The organism is Pyxidicoccus sp. MSG2 (assembly GCF_026626705.1).
Taxonomy (GTDB): domain Bacteria; phylum Myxococcota; class Myxococcia; order Myxococcales; family Myxococcaceae; genus Myxococcus.
The window spans coordinates 5,557,255-5,574,487 of record NZ_JAPNKC010000001.1; the positions used below are offsets into that span (position 1 = coordinate 5,557,255).

Annotated in this window: 18 protein-coding genes; 15 read left to right on the forward strand and 3 right to left on the reverse strand. The window is 70.4% G+C overall.

From position 1 onward, the window contains the following. Positions 1-175: 175 nt before the first annotated feature. The 3 genes from OV427_RS21590 to OV427_RS21600 form a co-directional block, all read right to left on the reverse strand. Positions 176-478: a hypothetical protein gene (locus OV427_RS21590; protein WP_267858030.1), complete on the reverse strand. Its 303-nt coding sequence runs from the start codon at positions 476-478 to the stop codon at positions 176-178. Between the two features lie 89 nt (positions 479-567). Continuing rightward, the gene (locus tag OV427_RS21595) at positions 568-1,506 is read right to left on the reverse strand and encodes a proline dehydrogenase family protein (protein ID WP_267858031.1); all 939 of its coding nucleotides are present in this window, start codon (positions 1,504-1,506) and stop codon (positions 568-570) included. Positions 1,507-1,530: 24 nt separating this feature from the next. After that, positions 1,531-1,773, reverse strand: a complete 243-nt coding sequence (locus OV427_RS21600; RefSeq protein ID WP_267858032.1) for an alpha/beta fold hydrolase — start codon at positions 1,771-1,773, stop codon at positions 1,531-1,533. 296 nt (positions 1,774-2,069) lie between these two features. Between OV427_RS21600 and OV427_RS21605 the strand changes: the two genes are divergently transcribed. The 15 genes from OV427_RS21605 to OV427_RS21675 all read left to right on the forward strand — a co-directional run bounded on the left by OV427_RS21605 (position 2,070) and on the right by OV427_RS21675 (position 16,840). Further along, positions 2,070-2,567 carry a hemerythrin domain-containing protein gene (locus OV427_RS21605; RefSeq protein WP_267858033.1) on the forward strand — a complete coding sequence of 166 codons (498 nt, stop codon included), beginning with the start codon at positions 2,070-2,072 and terminating at the stop codon, positions 2,565-2,567. A 192-nt stretch (positions 2,568-2,759) separates the two neighbouring features. Continuing rightward, complete coding sequence (locus tag OV427_RS21610) at positions 2,760-3,281, forward strand: cell wall protein (RefSeq protein WP_267858034.1); 522 nt, start codon at positions 2,760-2,762, stop codon at positions 3,279-3,281. 134 nt (positions 3,282-3,415) lie between these two features. Then, positions 3,416-4,294, forward strand: a complete 879-nt coding sequence (locus tag OV427_RS21615) for a tryptophan 2,3-dioxygenase (RefSeq protein ID WP_267858035.1) — start codon at positions 3,416-3,418, stop codon at positions 4,292-4,294. A gap of 115 nt (positions 4,295-4,409) precedes the next feature. Further along, positions 4,410-4,586 carry a hypothetical protein gene (locus tag OV427_RS21620; protein WP_267858036.1) on the forward strand — a complete coding sequence of 59 codons (177 nt, stop codon included), beginning with the start codon at positions 4,410-4,412 and terminating at the stop codon, positions 4,584-4,586. Positions 4,587-4,716: 130 nt separating this feature from the next. Next, a complete protein-coding gene (locus tag OV427_RS21625) occupies positions 4,717-5,271 on the forward strand; it encodes a Uma2 family endonuclease (protein ID WP_267858037.1) in 555 nt (184 codons plus the stop codon). 20 nt (positions 5,272-5,291) lie between these two features. Further along, positions 5,292-6,413, forward strand: a complete 1,122-nt coding sequence (locus tag OV427_RS21630) for a hypothetical protein (RefSeq protein WP_267858038.1) — start codon at positions 5,292-5,294, stop codon at positions 6,411-6,413. 117 nt (positions 6,414-6,530) lie between these two features. Beyond that, positions 6,531-9,563: a GAF domain-containing protein gene (locus OV427_RS21635; RefSeq protein ID WP_267858039.1), complete on the forward strand. Its 3,033-nt coding sequence runs from the start codon at positions 6,531-6,533 to the stop codon at positions 9,561-9,563. A gap of 75 nt (positions 9,564-9,638) precedes the next feature. Beyond that, positions 9,639-10,658: an OmpA family protein gene (locus OV427_RS21640; protein ID WP_267858040.1), complete on the forward strand. Its 1,020-nt coding sequence runs from the start codon at positions 9,639-9,641 to the stop codon at positions 10,656-10,658. Between the two features lie 58 nt (positions 10,659-10,716). After that, the gene (locus tag OV427_RS21645; RefSeq protein WP_267858041.1) at positions 10,717-12,177 is read left to right on the forward strand and encodes an adenylate/guanylate cyclase domain-containing protein; all 1,461 of its coding nucleotides are present in this window, start codon (positions 10,717-10,719) and stop codon (positions 12,175-12,177) included. Between the two features lie 8 nt (positions 12,178-12,185). After that, a complete protein-coding gene (locus OV427_RS21650) occupies positions 12,186-12,599 on the forward strand; it encodes a type II secretion system protein GspG (protein WP_267858042.1) in 414 nt (137 codons plus the stop codon). A 121-nt stretch (positions 12,600-12,720) separates the two neighbouring features. Further along, entirely contained in the window at positions 12,721-14,082 is a 1,362-nt protein-coding gene (locus OV427_RS21655; RefSeq protein WP_267858043.1) for a universal stress protein, read from the forward strand. 158 nt (positions 14,083-14,240) lie between these two features. Continuing rightward, entirely contained in the window at positions 14,241-14,822 is a 582-nt protein-coding gene (locus OV427_RS21660; protein ID WP_267858044.1) for a Fis family transcriptional regulator, read from the forward strand. Positions 14,823-15,203: 381 nt separating this feature from the next. Further along, complete coding sequence (locus tag OV427_RS21665) at positions 15,204-15,737, forward strand: O-acetyl-ADP-ribose deacetylase (protein WP_267858045.1); 534 nt, start codon at positions 15,204-15,206, stop codon at positions 15,735-15,737. A gap of 61 nt (positions 15,738-15,798) precedes the next feature. Next, on the forward strand, positions 15,799-16,254 hold the full coding sequence (locus OV427_RS21670; protein WP_267858046.1) for a hypothetical protein: 456 nt from the start codon (positions 15,799-15,801) through the stop codon (positions 16,252-16,254). A 145-nt stretch (positions 16,255-16,399) separates the two neighbouring features. Next, complete coding sequence (locus OV427_RS21675; RefSeq protein ID WP_267858047.1) at positions 16,400-16,840, forward strand: hypothetical protein; 441 nt, start codon at positions 16,400-16,402, stop codon at positions 16,838-16,840. Positions 16,841-17,233: the final 393 nt, after the last annotated feature.

A 17,233-nucleotide genomic window follows, 5' to 3' on the forward strand; every position in this document is an offset into this window, starting at 1 on the left:
GCAACAGTAACGACGGCCCCGAGGACTCAGGGACTGGAACGCCCCTGCTCCGAAGCGCACCTGATGCCTGCCAACACGCCCGGCGGAGCGCGCGTCACCCTCCGAACACCGTCTCCGCCGTGAGCCCCAGCAGCCCCGGGTACGTGAGCTGCCCGTGGTGGCCGATGATGTGCTGCTACACCGGCCCGCGCACCGTCAGCCCCAATGGCACACGGCCCACGGGATACGTCAGCCCGCCGCCCACGAGGACATCCGTGCGGCCCGGGTTGCCGTCCTGCTGCACGAGCCCGTTCCACCGCTCCGGTTGCTCGTTGGCCACGTCCGCGCCCTCCGCGAGCGCCGGCAGCGGGTCGAAGGACATGTCCGGGTGGCAGGTGTGGCACTGGGACTCGGGGACGCCGGGCTCGACGCCACGCTCGGTGGGCTGAGCTGTCCGTGCGGCGCGTCCGCCGAAGCCGCGGTGCGGGACGAAGCACATCCGGACACCACCAGCACCGCGCCGCTGATGAGGAGTGATTTCGTGAGACTCATGGGTGGAGCGGAGGATTCCCACTCCGAGGCGTGGCGCTACCCTCGAACGAGGTTGCGCATGACGAACCAGAGGTTGGCCGGACGCTCGGCCAGCCGGCGCATGAAATACGGGTACCAGTGCCGCCCATACGGAACGTAGATGCGCACCGGGTGCCCGTCCTTCACCAGCCGCTCCTGCAGGTCGCGCCGGATGCCATAGAGCATCTGGAACTCATACGCGTCGCGCGGCAGGTGCTGCTTCGCCGCGTACTCCCGCGTGGCGTCCACCATGCGCTCATCATGTGTCGCGATGCCGTGATACACGCCGCTGTCGAGCAGCACCTTCATGCAGCGCACGAAGTTGGCGTCCACGTCCGCCTTGTCGGGGAAGGCCACGTCCGGGCCCTCCAGGTACGCGCCCTTGCATAGCCGGATGCGCACCCGCTCCCTGCACAGGGCCTTCGCGTCCTCCTCCGTGCGCCGCAGGTAGCTCTGCAGCACCGCGCCCACGTGCGGCTCACCGAACTCCGCGTGCAACTCACGCACGATGTCCAGCGTCGCCTGCGTCACCGCGCTGTGCTCCATGTCGATGCGCACGAACGAGTCGCGCCGCGTCGCGTCCGCCACCACCTCGCGCGCGTTCCGCAGTGCCAGGGCGCTATCGATGAGCAGGCCGCACTGGGTCAGCTTCAGCGACACGTTGGCCTTCACCCCCGTCTGGTCGATGCGGGCCAGCAGGCGCTGGTACTGACTCACCTCGTCGCGCGTCTCCTCGGGCGTCTTCACCGCCTCGTTGAGGTGGTCGAAGGACGCCGTCAGCCCCCGTTCGTTGAGGGCCTTCACCGCGTCCACCGCCTCCTCCAGCGTCTCGCCGGCGATGAAGCGTGACGCCATCTTCCGGAAGGGGCGCAGGCGCGTGGCCAGGTCCTTCAGGTTCTCTTGCTTGGAGAGGAACAGCAGCGCGGAGCGGGACAGGTGGGCGGCGGCGGTGGTCATGGATGTCTGGCGATGCGGCGTCTTTCAGTCCGCGTGACTCAGGAGGAAGTCTCCGACGAAGTTATTGAAGGCATGCGCGTGGCTCATGTACGGCAGGTGGCTGGCCTCCCGGAGGACCTCCAGGTGGGCTCCGGGAATGAGCGTGGGCGCCCGGAGTTCCTGGAGCCGCGGCATGAAGTCCGCCGCCAGCACGCCGCGCAGGCGGCGCAGCAGCTCCCCCGCCACCAGCGGCCCCGGCCCGTCCAGCGGCAGGTGCGCGGTGCCCACCCGCCTCGCGCGGTGGTACAGCGCCGAACAGCGCCGCGCCCTTCTCGGCGAGGCGGAACACGGCCTGGCGCAGGCTGGCGAGCGAGGCTTCCACGGGGGAGAAAGATGGCGACGTCCCCGCGCGCCGCCACCCGGGCCCTTTCTGGAAGGCGTCCTGCCGGGCAGGCACCTGTCTCCTGAGACACCCTTCCGGACCCCACCTGGCAGGGCGGTGTGCTTTGGCGTGAGCAGGATTAATGGCAGGCTGAAGCCCTGCTCTGGTTGTCTGCTTCCTCTACAATGTCGAACGTTGGGTCATGAGCAATCCGTTCGACATCCTCATCGAGCAGCATCGGGAGCTGGAGGAATGCTTCGAGCGGCTGGCCTCTGACGCGGACTCCGAGGAGCAGCGTGCTCAAGTCTCTGAATTGCTGGAGTTGCTCCGGCTCCATTCCCGACTGGAGGAGCGCTGCTTCCATCCCCTGCTCATGCAGGTGGAAGGCCGCTCCCGGGCCCGGGAGGAGGCCGAAGACCACCTCGTCATGCGGGAGCTGATGGACGAATTGGAAGAACTTCCCCCCGGTCATCCCGAGTGGCAGGCACGCCTTTTCGCCCTCGAAGACCTGGTCGTGGCTCATTTCCAAGAAGAAGAGAGCGCCATGTTGCCAAGGTTGAGGATGGCGCTGGATGCGCAGCAACAGGATGATTTGAGGCGCGATTTATCGGCCACGCGCGAGGAACTGCTCGCGCGCGCGCACGTCTTCCACGTCCCCGGGCGTGGCCCCCTGCTGGAGACCCTCCGCTGGGATGGCTGAACCGGGGGTCCGAGCGCCGGGAAACAGGTGAGACCTGCGACAAAGGGGCCGGGCTCCGTTACTCAGTCACAACTTTTATCACTTCCTTTAGACAAATCCTAATTTGGAAGGTAAGGGTATGCCTGCATCACAAGACACCCCTCGTCTTCCATCAGCAACCCCCCTTCGTTTCCCCAGGTGAGGATTCAACGAATGTCCGTGGATAAAGCGTTTCGGGACATGATCCGCAACGAGATTGACGCGCAGCTCAAGCCCCTCCGCGACGTGGTGTCGCGCCTGGAGGCGGGCACGGCGGATCTGGATGCACTTCGCAACGTGGCCGAGCGGCTGGCCCCTCTGGCCGAGGTCGTGGGCCCCCTGTTCGGCGCGCAGGCGCCGGCTGGCAAGCCGGGCCGTCGTGGCCCTGGCCGTCCTCCGTCGCGCGCCGTGGTCGCCGCGCCGGCGGCCGGTGGCAAGCGCCGGGGCCGCAAGCCCGCGGCGGGCAACGAGGGCGCTCGCGAGTGCGCCATCAAGAACTGCGGCAAGCCCAGCCGCACCAAGGGCTACTGCGCGGCCCACTACCAGAAGCTGCGGATGCTGGAGAAGACCAACCGCCGCCCGTCCGCGTGGAAGGACTACGCCGACTCCAACAGCGTCGAGGACATCAAGCTGCCCCGTGGACGCGCCGCGTCCAAGGCGCTGGCAGCGGCCGCCCAGGCTGGAAACGCAGGCTAGCCTAGCGGCACGCTGCCCCGGCCCGGGCAGAATGTGACCGCGCCCCCGTCTACCGAGCTCCCATGTTGTCGGGAGGAGGTTCGGGGTATGCCCGTGCGAGAGAGACTTGCTCGCGGGGGCTCGCAGGAGCATGTATGCCCGGGCCCATGAACAAACGAGACCTGGAGCCTGGAATCATCACCGACCTGGCCGGAAGGACCACGTACGGTGACTATCTTCAGCTCGACCGGCTGCTGTCTGCGCAGGTGACGCGCTCGCAGCCTCCCCACCACGACGAGCTGCTGTTCATCATCCAGCACCAGACGAGCGAGCTGTGGATGAAGCTGCTCATCCACGAGCTGGGCGCATGCATCCGCTACGTGCAGGCGGACCGGCTGGAGCCCTCCTTCAAGATTTTCGCGCGCGTGGCCCACATCCAGCGGATGCTCTTCGAGCAGTGGAGCGTGCTGGAGACGCTCACGCCGAATGAGTACCTGGAGTTCCGGGACACGCTCGGCAGCGCGTCGGGGTTCCAGAGCTACCAGTACCGCGCGGTGGAGTTCCTGCTCGGCAACAAGGACCCGAATGCGCTGGGGCCCTTCAAGCACGTGCCCGCCGTCCATGCGGAGCTGGAGCGGCTCCTGGAGTCGCCCGGCCTGTATGACGAGTTCCTGCGGCACCTCTCGCGCGTGGGGCACAAGGTGCCGCAGAGCCACGTGCAGCGCGACTGGCGCCAGCCGTACGAGAAGAGCCCGGAGGTAGTGGAGGTATTCCGCCGCATCTACGAGGACCCCCACGCGCACTGGGATGCGTATGAGATGTGCGAGAAGCTGGTGGACACGGAGGAGCGGTTCCAGCTGTGGCGCTACCGTCACATGATGACGGTGATGCGCATCATCGGCTTCAAGCAGGGCACGGGCGGCTCGTCGGGCGTGGGCTTCCTGCGCAAGGCGTTGGACCTGCGCTTCTTCCCGGAGCTGTGGGACGTGCGCACGGAGCTGTCGCCGCCGTCGGCGCGGAACCGGGGGCCGTGAGGGGCTGGCCGGACGGCAGCCCTGCGTCCGGCCCGTGAAGCCTGCCCGCCTCGGCGCTGCTTCCTAACTTGAAGGGACTGACACCGTCTTCATTCCCTCACGGAAGGAGCGAACCATGGCCGAGCGCGAGACTCCCAAGAAGGACCCACGGCTTCCCCAGGATGAGACACCGCTCAAGCGCGAGGCGGGAGACCGTCCCCTCCCCACGCCAGGGCATATCGGCAACCTGCCGGATGACAGCCCCGGCCCCGGCAAGCCCGTGGTGTTTCCGCCGCATGAGCCCATCGACTGACAGGCAATGGGCATGAGCGGAGGGGCCCGGTTTCCGCCGGCCCCTCGCTCCTGTTACATCGGTTGGCCATGTCGGACCCGCGTGAGAGGGTCCGGGCATGAGCCTACCCCACAGGTTGTATACTCCGTCAATGACCCGGAAGCCCGCCACCTACGCCGATTTGGAAGCGCTCCCGCCCGACAAGATTGGGGAGCTCATTGGCGGTGTGTTGTATGCGAGCCCACGGCCCACGATGGGCCACAGCCGGGTCGCCACTCACCTTCACGGCGAGCTGTACGGCCCCTTCGCGCGGGGCCGCGGCGGTGGCCCGGGAGGCTGGCTCATCCGCTTCGAGCCGGAGCTGCACCTGGGGGACGACGTGCTCGTCCCGGACGTCACGGGTTGGCGGCGCGAGCGGGTGCCCAGCCTTCCAGACGGCCCCGCCGCCAGGATTGCTCCCGACTGGGTCTGCGAGGTGCTCTCCCCGTCCACCGCCGTGCTGGACCGCGACAAGAAGATGACCGTCTACGCGCGTGAGGGTGTGCGCCACGTCTGGCTCATCGACCCGAAGCCCCGCACCCTGGAGGTCTTCCGCCTCGAAGGGGCGCACTACCTGCGGCTCGCCACGTGGACGGGTGACACCACCGTCCGTGCCGAACCCTTCGACGCGCTCGCGCTGGAACTTCAACGCCTCTGGGAGGACTAGCGGGTTAGGCTGGCCACACCATGGCTGCCGAAGTCCCCCTGCTCTTCGACAAGGCCCACGTCCTCTGCTACCGCACCTTCGACATCGCCGAGGAAATCGACCTCGAGCGTGCGCGCAAGGCCATCACCGAGGACTCGCGCCGCCTGAAGCTGTCTCGCGAGAACAGTCAGTACATCCAGCTCCCCAATCCGCCCCTGGCCTATGAGCTGGGCCGCAAGCCGCTGGCCCTGCGTGATGGCCCCGTCACCGTGGATGCCACCGCGCGCCTGTTCGACCACGGCGCCGTCTCCATCATCCTCCGCGTCCCCGTCGTCCCCGGCACCACGGTGGAGCACCTCACGCGCGTGGCCGACGAGCTCTATGACAGCCAGGCGCTGGAGGACCTGGCACTGGAGCTCGTCGAGGGCGTGCGCCGCACCATTGCCCGCGCCGTGCAGAAGACGCACCTGTGGGACCAGAACGAGAGCTACACCGTCATCTTCGCGGAGAGCATCCGCGGCAACCCGAGCGCGGATGAGCTCTTCGCTCGCATGGACCTCGCCCGGCTGCTCCTGGGAGAGAACGGCGCCGTGCCGCTGTCCTCCGGCGAGAGCGAGTCCGTGACGAAGGCGCGCTTCAGCTACACCATCAACGACCTGGTCGTCATCGACTGGAACAGCGCCTTCGTCTACGAGCCGTCCGGCTCGGGGGACATCCCGGACCTGCTCGAAATCGCCAACGCGCAGCTGCTGGAGTTCCGCTACTACGACGAGCGGCTGGACGAGCACATCGCCCGCATCCACGACGAGGTGCAGGCCAAGCGCCACGAGTGGACCCGCCTCTTCCGCAGCCCGTATCGCACCCTGACGCGGCAGACGCTCACCACGCTGGTGGACCTCAACGAGTTCATCGAGCGCGTGGAGAACAGCCTCAAGGTCATCGGCGACTTCTACCTGGCCAAGGTCTACGAGGGCGCGGTGCGCCGCATGCGCATCCCCAACTGGCAGGACTCCGTCACGCGCAAGCAGGCGCTGCTCGCCCAGACGTATGCCCTGCTCAAGGGGGATGTCGACATTGACCGCTCGCACACGCTCGAGGTCGTCGTCATCCTGCTCATCGCGCTCGAAATCGTCTTCGCCTTCTTCCGGGTACTGGACCACTGAGGTCGAATCCACACCCTGTACCCTCGGACAGGGTGGGCCGGGTTTCGCGGATTCCCCGGACGTGGGAGACTGAGGCCCGAGGCAGGGTGCTGCAGGCCGTGCCGGGGGGAGTGGGGCATGAAGGTGCCCGAAAGCAGCCTGGTGGCCGCGGTGGACCGCATGTCGCGGGCCCTGGAGCGGCTTGCGGCGGCACCGCCCGTGGTGGCGGTGCTGGAGGAGCTCCTACGTCAAGCCGCGGCCACGCTGGGCGCGCCCGGCGCCTTCGTCTGCTGGTGGGGCGACGGGGGACGGTTGCGCACGCTCGTCACGCCCGGAGTGGGTGAGGACGCGGCGGCCATCTGCGCGCAGCGGCTGCTGGCGAATGCGCCGGGGCCCTCGGAGACGCCGGAGCCGTACATCGCGGAGGACCTGGCGCGAGACGCGCTGCTGGCGGACGAGCCCGAGGCGGTGCGGGGGTTGGACGCGGGCTCGCTGCTGTCGTTCCCCATCTTCTTCTCGTCGGGGCGGGGCGCGGCCGGCGTGCTGGCGGTGCTCTTCCGCGAGGCGCGGCGGCCGTCCGAGGAGGACGTGAAGCGTTTCGGCCTCTACGCGCGGCTGGCGGGGCTGGCGCTGGAGCGTGAGCGCATGGCCGAGACGACGCGCCAGTCGGTGCTGCACGCGCGCGCGGAGGTGGAGGAGACGGAGGTGCTGCGCCTCAGCCGCTTCCAGGCGGTGACGGAGGCCTTCGGCCGCGCGCTCACCCGCGACGAGGTGGCGCGCGTGGTGCTGGACCTGGGCCTGCCCGCGGTGGGCGCGGCGAATGGCATGGTGCACCTGGTGGACGCGGGCGGGACGGCGGTGGAGCTGACGGCGTCGGTGGGCATTCCGGACGAGCTGGTGGCCCCCATGCGCGTGCTGCCGAAGGGGGGCAGGGATTTGCCGGGCTACGAGGCGGTGCGCACGGGCGCGCCGGTGTGGCTGGAGGGGCCGGAGGAGGTGCGGGCGCGCTACCCGCGTCTGTCGGCGCTGGTGGCCTCTGGGCGGGCGCGCTCGCTGGTGCTGCTGCCGCTGTTCGTGGAGGGGCGCATCTTCGGGACGCTGGGCTTCGGCTTCGCGGAGGCGAAGCGCTTCTCCGCGCTGGAGCGGACGTCGATTGCCGGACTGGCGCGGCAGTGTGGGCAGGCGCTGGAGCGCTCCCGGCTGTACGAGCGCGAGCGCACCGCGCGGCTCCAGGCGGAGGCGGCCGGGCAGCGGCTGCGGTTGCTCGCGGATGCGAGTGCCCTGGTGGCAGGCTCGATGGAGTGGGAGGAGACGGTGGCGGGCGTGGCGCGGCTGGCGCTGGGCAGCTTCGCGGACGGGTGCACGGTGGACTCGTTCGAGGAGGGCGTGGTGCGGCGGCTGGCGGTGCTGCCCCCGGACCCGTTGAAGGCTCCGGAGGGGGTGCGGACTTCGCCGGAGCGAGGAGAGCCGTGGCATGCGTCGCTGCTGGCGGAGGTGCTGGCCACGGGGCGCTCGCGGATGATGACGCGCTCGGCGGGGATGGCCGTGGGCGGAAGGGCGGAGCTGTCCGAAATGGGGGCCGCGGAGCACCCCCGGGCGATGGCCTCGGGGGCACGCAACCATGACGTGCCCCATGACGTGCCCCATGATGGGCAGCGAGGTGAGTCGACGGGCGCACTGGCGAAGGTCCTGGTGATGCACGTGGAGCCTTCGCGGCAGACGGAGGGCGCCCAGGCGCCCGAGGTGGGCTCGCTCATCGTGACGCCGCTCGTCGCGCGCCATCGCACGCTCGGCGCACTGACCTTCGTGCGGAGCGAGGCCCGCGCGCCCTTCGACGACGCGGACCTCTCGCTCGCGGAAGAGTTGGCGGGCCGCGCGGCATTGGCCATCGACAACGCGCGCCTGCTGCGCAAGGCCCGCGCGGCGGAGGAGGAGAGCCGGCGCAGCGCCGCGCGGCTCCACGTGCTGGTGCAGGTCAGCCAGCTCATCGCGGAGGCCGGGCTGGATTTGACCAGCGTGCTCGACGTGCTGGCCCGCAAGGTGTCGGAGGCCATCGGCGACGCGTGCGTGCTCCAGCTCCTCGCCGCGGACAAGGAGCACCTGGACGTGGTGTCCGTCCACCATCCGAATCCGGGGGCCCGCGCGGTGCTGGAGGACTCGCTGCACCGCTTCCCCGCGAGGCTCGGAGAGGGGCTGTCGGGCCGCGTGGCCGCCAGCGGGCAGACGCTCTTCGTGCCCCGGCTGAACGCGGAGGAGCTGCATGGCGAGCAGGTTCCCGAGGGCGTGTCCTTCCTGGAGCGCTACGGCCCGCAGAGCGTCATCGTCGTCCCCCTGGGCGTGCGAGGCCGCGTGCTGGGCACGCTGGGCGTCATGCGTGAAGCGCAGGGGCGCGAGTACACCGTGGAGGAGCGCGCCCTGCTGGAGAGCCTCGCGGCGCGCGCGGCGCTCGCCATCGAGGACGCGCGCCTGTACGGCGCGGCCACGCAGGCGGTGAAGGCGCGCGATGAGCTGCTGTCGGTGGCGGGCCACGAGCTGAAGTCCCCGCTCAACGCGCTCCAGCTCCAAATCCATCTGCTCGCGCGCATGGCGAAGGAGGCCATGGCGGCGAACGGGCTGGCGGAGCGCGCGGAGAAGGCGGCGCGCGCGAGCCAGCGGCTGGGCCTGCTCATCGACGACCTGATGGACGTGTCGCGCATCAGCTCCGGGCGGTTGAACCTTCAGCTCGAGGAGGTGGACCTCGCGGCCCTCACGCGTGAGCTGGTGGCGCGCATGTCCGAGGAGCTGGCCCGCGCCGGCAGCGAGGTGCGGCTGTCCGTGGACACGGCGGTGACGGGCCGGTGGGACCGGCTGCGCCTGGAGCAGGTGCTCGTCAACCTGTTGTCCAACGCGGCCAAGTACGGCGCGGGCCGTCCGGTGCAGGTGACGGTGGACCTGCAGGGGCCGGTGGCGCGGCTCGCCGTGAGGGACCAGGGCATCGGCGTCGCGCCCGAAGAGCAGGAGCGCATCTTCGAGCGCTTCGAGCGCTCCGCCTCGGTGCAGCACTTCAAGGGGCTGGGCCTGGGGCTCTGGATTACCCGCCGCATCGTCGAGGCCCACGGCGGCTGCATCCGCCTGGAGAGCCAGCCGGGCGAGGGTTCCACCTTCACCGTGGAGCTGCCCCTGGGGACGTGACGCCCGCGCTTCACCGCCCGCCCCACCGCGTGCCTCCTGGACAGCCCGGGCCCCCTGCGCTCTGTTGCCGCGGACATGACGCACGCACGCCTCCGTCTGACGCTGCTCACCCTCGTGCTGGGGGCGCTCTCCCTCGGGTGCCGCCACGCTCCCGAGGACCGGCCTGGCTCCGACGACGACAGGGACGGCGTGCTCAACGCGGACGACGCCTGCCCGGAAGCGCGGGGCGCCTCCGCCACGCGCGGCTGCCCGCCGAAGGACACGGACGGAGACGGCGTGGACGACTCCGTCGACAAGTGCGCGCGCCTCGCCGGCCCCGCCTCCCGCGAGGGCTGCCCCGTGCGCGACGGGGACGGGGATGGCGTGGAGGACGCGCGCGATTCGTGCCCTCGCGTCGTCGGCGTGCTGGAGCGCCAGGGCTGCCCGGTGGAGGACCTGGACCGGGATGGCCTGGAGGGCGCGGCGGACCGGTGCCCGGAGGAGGCTGGCCCCGCCGTCCGCGACGGCTGCCCCGAGGACGACGCGGACCACGACGGCGTCCCGGATGAGAGCGACGCCTGCCCCGAGCAGGAGGGCTTCGCCTCGCTGCGCGGCTGCCCCGAGCGCGACGCGGACGGGGACTCCGTGGCGGACCACCGTGACAACTGCCCTCGCGAGCGGGGCGCCGCGGACAACCAGGGCTGTCCGTCCAAGCAGAAGCAGCTCGTCCTCATCCGGCAGGACCGGCTGGAGCTGCGCGAGCGCCTGGTCTTCGACTCCGGCACGGCGACCCTCCAGCCGCGCTCGTTTCCGCTGCTGGACAACGTGGCCCGCGTGCTCCTGGCGCACCCGGAGCTGACCCCCGTCGTCGTGGCGAGCCACACCGACAACCGCGGCGACCCGGACGTCAGCCGCGCCCTGTCCCAGTCCCGGGCGGAGGCCGTGCGCGCGTACCTCGTGGCGCAGGGCGTGCCCGCGGACCGGCTCGACGCCCAGGGCCACGGGGCCGATAGACCCATCGCGTCGAACGAGACGTCCCAGGGGCGCGAGGCCAACCGCCGCGTGGAGCTGCTGCTCCCAGCGCCCGGCCCCCACTCGAAGAGTCCCCGCCGCTGACGGCCCGTGTCAGCCGAGACACCCGCCACATGCCACCCGTGCGGTGTAGGATTGGCGCATGAGTGCTTCGAGCCCCCTGTTCGGTGACCTGCTGCTCAAGCTGGGCATCGTCACGCCCAGTCAGGTGCAGGAGGCCCTTGCCCTGCAGGCCCTCACCGGCCAGCGCGTGGGTGAGGCCCTCATCTCCCTCGGCTACGTCACGCGCGAGCAGATTCAGGACGCGCTGGGCGAGGCGCTCGGGCTGCATCAGGACAAGAGCCCCCTCCAGCCCGCGCTGGGCGAGCTGCTCGTGGGGCTCAAGTACGTGACGCTGGCGCAGCTCGAGGAGGCGCTCGCCCGCCAGCGCCGCGACGGCCGCAAGCTGGGCGAAATCCTCGTCGAGCTGGGCCACTGCACGTACAAGCAAATCTACGAGGCGCTCGGCCTGCAGAACCGCATCGCCGGTCGGCAGGAGGCCCCGCGGCCCTTCATCGACGGCCGCCGCCGCGTGGTGGTGGTGGACGACAGCCCGCTGGCCTGCGCCTTCGTGCAGGAGGGGCTCGTCGCGCTGAACTACGAGGTGCTCTGCTACCAGGACCCGTTCGAGGCGCTGGAGGGCATGAGCCGCCTGCAGCCCGCCATCGTCCTGAGTGATTTGGAGATGCCCGGCCTGGACGGCGTGGAGCTGTGCCGGCGGCTGAAGGAAGGCCCCAGCCGCGGCGTGCCGGTCATCATCCTCACCGCGAATGACCGCGAGGCCGAGCGCGTGCGCGGCCTGCGCGCGGGCGCCGACGACTACGTCAACAAGTCCGCCTCCATGGACGAGCTGGCCGCGCGAATCGAGAGCGTGGTGCGGCGCACCGGCGAGACGGAGCGCATGCGCAAGCTGTTCGCGCGCTACACGTCCGACGCGGTGGTGGACGAAATCCTCAAGAGCGCGGACGCGGTGGTGCTCACCGGTGAGAAGCGCGAGGTGACGGTGCTGTTCTCGGACATCCGCAACTTCACCGGGCTGGCGGAGAGCCTGCCGCCAGAGCAGGTGGTCGGCGTGCTCAACCAGGTGCTGGGGCGGCTGTCGGACGCGGTCTTCACCTGCGGCGGCACGCTGGACAAGTTCCTCGGCGACGGGCTGATGGCCGTCTTCGGCGCGCCGGTGGCCCGCACGGACGACGCGCTGCGCGCGCTCCAGTGCGCGAAGATGATGATGGACGCCATGGCGGACCTGCGCATCGAGGCGGAGTCGGAGTGGGCCGCCAACGGGCGCGAGGGCCGGCCGCTCGTGCTGGAGCTGGGCATCGGCATCAACTCGGGCGTCGTGGTCGCGGGCAACATCGGCAGCACGGTGCGCGCGGAGTACACCTGCATCGGCGACGCGGTGAATGTGGCCGCGCGGCTGTGCGCGCTGGCCGGCCCGGGGGAAATCCTCGTCGGCGAGCGCACCCGCGAGCTGGTCAACGCGAATGACACCGCCTTCGAGGACCTGCCGCCGGTGCGGCTGAAGGGCAAGCAGCAGCCCGTCCCGCTGTACCGCGCGCTATAAGGGCGCCCATGAGCCCCACCTCGGACGCCCTGCCGCCGCCTTCCCGACGCTCTCCCATCCTCTGGGTGGGGCTGGTGTTCGCGCTCGCGCTCATCGGCACGGTGCTGGGCTCGGCCCTCTTCCGCTCCCGCGCCATCCACTCGGACCGCATCCACCAGGACTTCGCGGTGCTGGAGGACGCGCTGGAGCGCTACCGCGCGGATGGGAACACCCTGCCCGAGGAAGCGGACCTCCAGCAGTTGCTGGTGCCCAAGTACCTCCCGTCCCTGCCGCTGGACCCGTGGGGCCATCCGTACCGCTACACCAGCAATGGCGAGCGGGTGATTCTCATCACCCTGGGCCAGGACGACCTGCGGGGCGGCAAGGGCGAGGAGCAGGACCACACCAACTCCGACGGGCACGGCACGCCGCGCGCGAAGTGACGCCCCGGCCGTCCCTCGAAGCAGGGGGGCGGGCGAGCGGAGGCGTATGCCGCCCGGCGGCGCCGTGTGCATCTGTTCCCTCACGGGGTGGCTCCCGCCACCCCGATGAAGGAGGGCGGCCATGGCCATCGTTTGTGCGACGAACCTCTCCCCCGAGTCGGTCGAGGCAGCGAACGTGGCGGCGGCGCTGGCGGCCAGGCTGGGCGAGCCCCTGCTGCTGCTCGGCGTCCTGGACGGTGAACCCCCCGGCCCCATGGGGAGGGACGCGGAGTCGGCTGCCCTCCAGCGGCTGGAGGCAGAGAGCGCCCGGCTGAGGCCGGTGGCCGGGGTGGTGCGGCCCGTGCTGCGCTCCAGCACCGCGGCGGAGGAGGTGCTCAGCGACGAGGAGTGCCGGCACGGGCGCTGGGTGGTGGTGGCGGCCGACGGGTGGCGCCCCCCGGCGTGGCGGCGCGCCTCCATGCCGGAGCGGCTGGCGAGGCACGGCTGCGCCCCGGTGTTGGCGGTGCGGCGCGAGGCGGCCCTGGTGGACTGGCTGCGCGGGCGCAGGCGGCTGTTGGTGATGGTGGGGGTGGACCCGTGCTCGGCCACCTCCGACGCCGCGGTGACGTTCCTCCGCGAGGTGCGCCGCGTGGGCCCGTGCGACGTGCTGGCCACCTACGTGTGCTCGCCGCTGGAGGCGCGTGAGCGGCTGGGCATCCACACGCCCGTGCACGTGGAGGTGCTGGAGCCGACGGTGCGGAACATGGAGGCGCTGGACCCCGCGGTGGAGCGCGTGCTGCAACGCGACGTCTGCGAGCGGGTGGGGATGCTCGAGGGAGAAGGGCGCCTGGAGGTGGTGCTGGAGCCCGGTTTCGGGCGGCCGGCGGACCACCTGCTGCATGTGGCGCACGCGCGCGGGGCGGACCTGGTCGTGGTGGGCACGCACGCGCGCGGCGGGCTGGGCCGGCTGTGGCACGGCTCGGTGTCCGCGGGGGTGTTGCGGCACGCGGAGCAGTCCGTGGCGTGCGTGCCGCCCTCGCTGCGCGAGCCGCGTCCGGCCGTGGCGCCTCGCAGCGTGCTGGTGCCGGTGGACTTCTCGGAGGCCAGCGCGCGAGCCATCTCCCAGGCGCGCTCGCTGGTGGGGCCCGGAGGCCGCGTCCACCTGCTGCACGTCCACCGCCGGCGCTCGGGGGAGGTGGCCTTCCACGACCACTACGGCGTGCTGCCCGAGCCGCCGCGGGAGAAGGACCGGGTGCTCCAGCGGCTGTGGGAGCTGGTGCCGCGCGACGCGGGGTCGCAGGCGGTGCACTGGAGCGTGGAGGGCGTCTCCGGGGACGACGTGACGCTGGCCATCTGCCAGGCCACGGAGCGCGAAGGGGTGGACCTGGTGTGCGTGGGCACCTCGCCGGAGCCCTCGCGGGAGCCGGATGCCCTCAAGGGCGCGGTGGCCCGCGAGCTGGTGGCCCGCTGCCGCCGGCCCGTCATGGTGGTGCCCACCGCCTGAGGGTAATTCCTGTCAGCCCACCTTGTCTCACGTGAAAGGGATTTCAGGTGGGATGCGATGTGACATACCTGTGAAGACGCGTCACCCATTGAACGGAGGACCCGGTAGGGCGTTAGACTCCCTCAGACACGATTTTCCAGACAGCAGGGGGTCATCCGGTGACACCGCGCGGGTATCGTGAAGAGGAACTCGTCTGTAACCGTTCGTCGCTGCTCATCCATGGCGGCACGGAGGAGGAGCGCCGCTCCTGGGCACAGGAGGCCGCGCGCAGCTTCGACGTGGAGCTGGTGGAAGTGAGGCAGGCGGTGGACCTGCCCGGAGCGCTCAAGCAGCCCAACGGGGTGGTGTTCATCCCCGACGTGGCGAAGCTGGGGCGTGACGCGCAGTTCGCGCTGCTGCGCTGCCTGCAGATGCAGGAGGAGCGGCCCAAGGTGGTGGTGGGCCTGTCCGGCGCGGCGGACGCGGCGCTGACGCGCGGCACGCTGCGCGAGGACCTGCACTACCGGCTGCATCAGGCACAGGTGGACCTGCAGAAGGACGGCCTGCGCGACCTGCTGCGGCAGCGGTGGGCGCGGCAGGCGGAGCAGCTCGCGGCGAAGCTGGCCGCGGCGAAGGCCGCCGAGGAGAAGGCCCGCGCGGCGGCCGACGCCCGACGCCCCGGTACGGTGACGCGAATCGCCCCGAAGCGGAAGGTCGTCGCCGTCACGCGCAAGGCGGCTTCGAGGAACGCGGTTCGCTGAGGCGCGGAGCGCGGTTCGCTGAGGCGCGGAGCGCGGTTCATCGAGGCGAGGCGCGTGGTCCGCTGAAGAAGGGGCCCGCGGTTCATCGAGGCGAGACGCGCGGTTCATCGAGGCGAGACGGTGCCCACCCGTGAGGGGCGCCGTGCTTCACCGAGACGGTGCCACCCGTGAGGGGCGCCGTGCTTCACCGAGACGGTGTCCACCCGTGATGGGGCACCCTGCGGCATCCGTGGCGCCCACCCGTGATGGCGGGCGCCGCGCCCGCGCGTCTGTTCTCAGCCCGAAGCTCGCGGCGGTGCGTTCCGCCATCGTCTCCCTTCCCGTCAGCCGGTGTGCTGGCGTGCCGTCTCCGGTGCGCCGCCATCCACGCGAGGAGGGAACGTGAAGCTGGAGCTCGTGCAGGGAGACATCACCAAGGTCGCCGCTGACGCCATCGTCAACGCCGCCAACAGCTCGCTGTTGGGTGGAGGCGGTGTGGACGGCGCCATCCACCGCGCGGCCGGTCCGGAGATGCTCGCCGAGTGCCGCACCCTGGGCCGCTGTCCTCCAGGTCAGGCGAAGCTGACGAAGGGCTACCGGCTCCCCGCGCTCCACGTCATCCACACCGTGGGCCCGGTGTGGCGCGGAGGGAACCAGGCCGAGGAGGCGGTGCTCGCGCGCTGCTACAAGAGCGTCTTCGCGCTGGTGGAGCAGCACGGGCTGCGCTCGGTGGCGTTCCCCTCCATCTCCACCGGCGCCTACGGCTTCCCCATCGAAAAGGCCGCGCCCATCGCCCTGCGGGAGATGCAGGCGGCGCTGGCGCGGCTGCCCCAGCTCGAGAAGGTCACCGTGGTGCTCTTCTCACCCTGGGATCTGGAGACGTACCAGCGCGCGCTGGCCTCGGCACCGGAGTCCAATCCGGGCGGGAATGTGTGAACCGGGAAAACTGGGCTAAGGTTGACGCACTGCCTCTCCCCACCCCATCCCGGAGCAAGACATGACGCAGGAGAACGCCAACAAGCCGAAGCGGGGTCTCAAGCGGCCCGTCGAGGTGGTCCGTGCCGAGCTGCTCAAGGACCCGGAGACGAAGAAGATCGCCGAAGCCGTGAGCATGAAGCTCGAGGACTACGTGGAGCTGGTCCTCAAGTACGCCCAGGACAAGGACAAGGAGCCCGAGCTCGCAGTCGTCTCCGACGAGGAGCTGAAGAAGAACGGCTTCACCCCCATGACCACCGACGAGGTCGCCACCCTCATCGTCAAGGGCATGAAGGGCGAGCTGCCCGGCTCACCCCCGGACTTCGAGGCGTCCAAGTTCACCCAGGAGAAGGGGTCCGCCGGAAAGCCCTCGCTGTCGCCGCAGCAGGAGCAGGCCGCCGCCCCGCAGGACCCCGCCGCCCAGAAGGCGCTGCTGGATCAGCTCAAGCGGGGTGGGAGCGGCGGTAACCGCGCGTAATGCCGTCCGGCAGGGCGTGCCGGGAATGAAATTCGAACGATAAATCTCGAGGAAACATTTCAGCGGCTCTCCCGAGAATCCTTTCGAGCTTCATCTCCGGCACAAAAATCCTCCTCAAACTTCAAGAAATCCAAGGGGTACTACCATGGGCGGCATCGCTAAGATCGTCAGCAAGGTCACTGAGACGGTTGGCAAGGTTGCGAGCACGGTCAGCAAGGTTGCCGGCGGCATCGCCGACATCGGTGGCAAGGCGCTCGAGTTCCTGAAGAAGCCGGTGGGCGAGCTGGTCGCCCCCATCGCCAAGAAGATTGGCGAGAAGGTCGGCAACCTCCCGTTCGTGGGCAAGTTCCTCGGCCCCATCGCCGAGGGCCTCGTGAAGAAGGGCGCGACGTCCCTGCTGGGCGAGGGTCCCCTGGGCGGCCTGGGCTTCCTCTCGAAGCTGGCCCCCAAGCTGGAGGACCTGACCAAGATCGCGCAGAGCGTGAAGACGGCGGCCGACAAGGTCGGTGCGTTCTCGGAGAACCCGTTCGGCCTCCAGAACTTCCAGAACATCATCGCGCAGAACCACGCCCGCTTCGTGGAGTGAGCGCTCGCGCCCCTGGCGCGATGAAGCAAACGAGAGGGCCGGCTTCCCGCGAAGGTGCGGGGCCGGCCCTCCGGCTTTGCGGGGTACATGTTTCGTGGGGCTGAACAGGGCCCGCGGTGCGCGAGACGGGAGCGACAGAGGCAGATCTGCTGGGGCCCGGCCCGTTTCCCGGGTGCTGCGCGCCCCAGCGACCCGCGTTTGCCGTTCCCATCACCGAGCGATGGGATCGCGGAGGGGAGGCTCATTCCGCTCCCACCCGTGAAGCGGGGCTGCCTCGCGGAATGAGGGTTCCTTCCGCTGCAGCCGATCGCCGGGAGGGGCTGCCTCGCGGAATGAGGGTTCCTTCCGCTGCAGCCGATCGCCGGGAGGGGCTGCCTCGCGGAATGAGGGTTC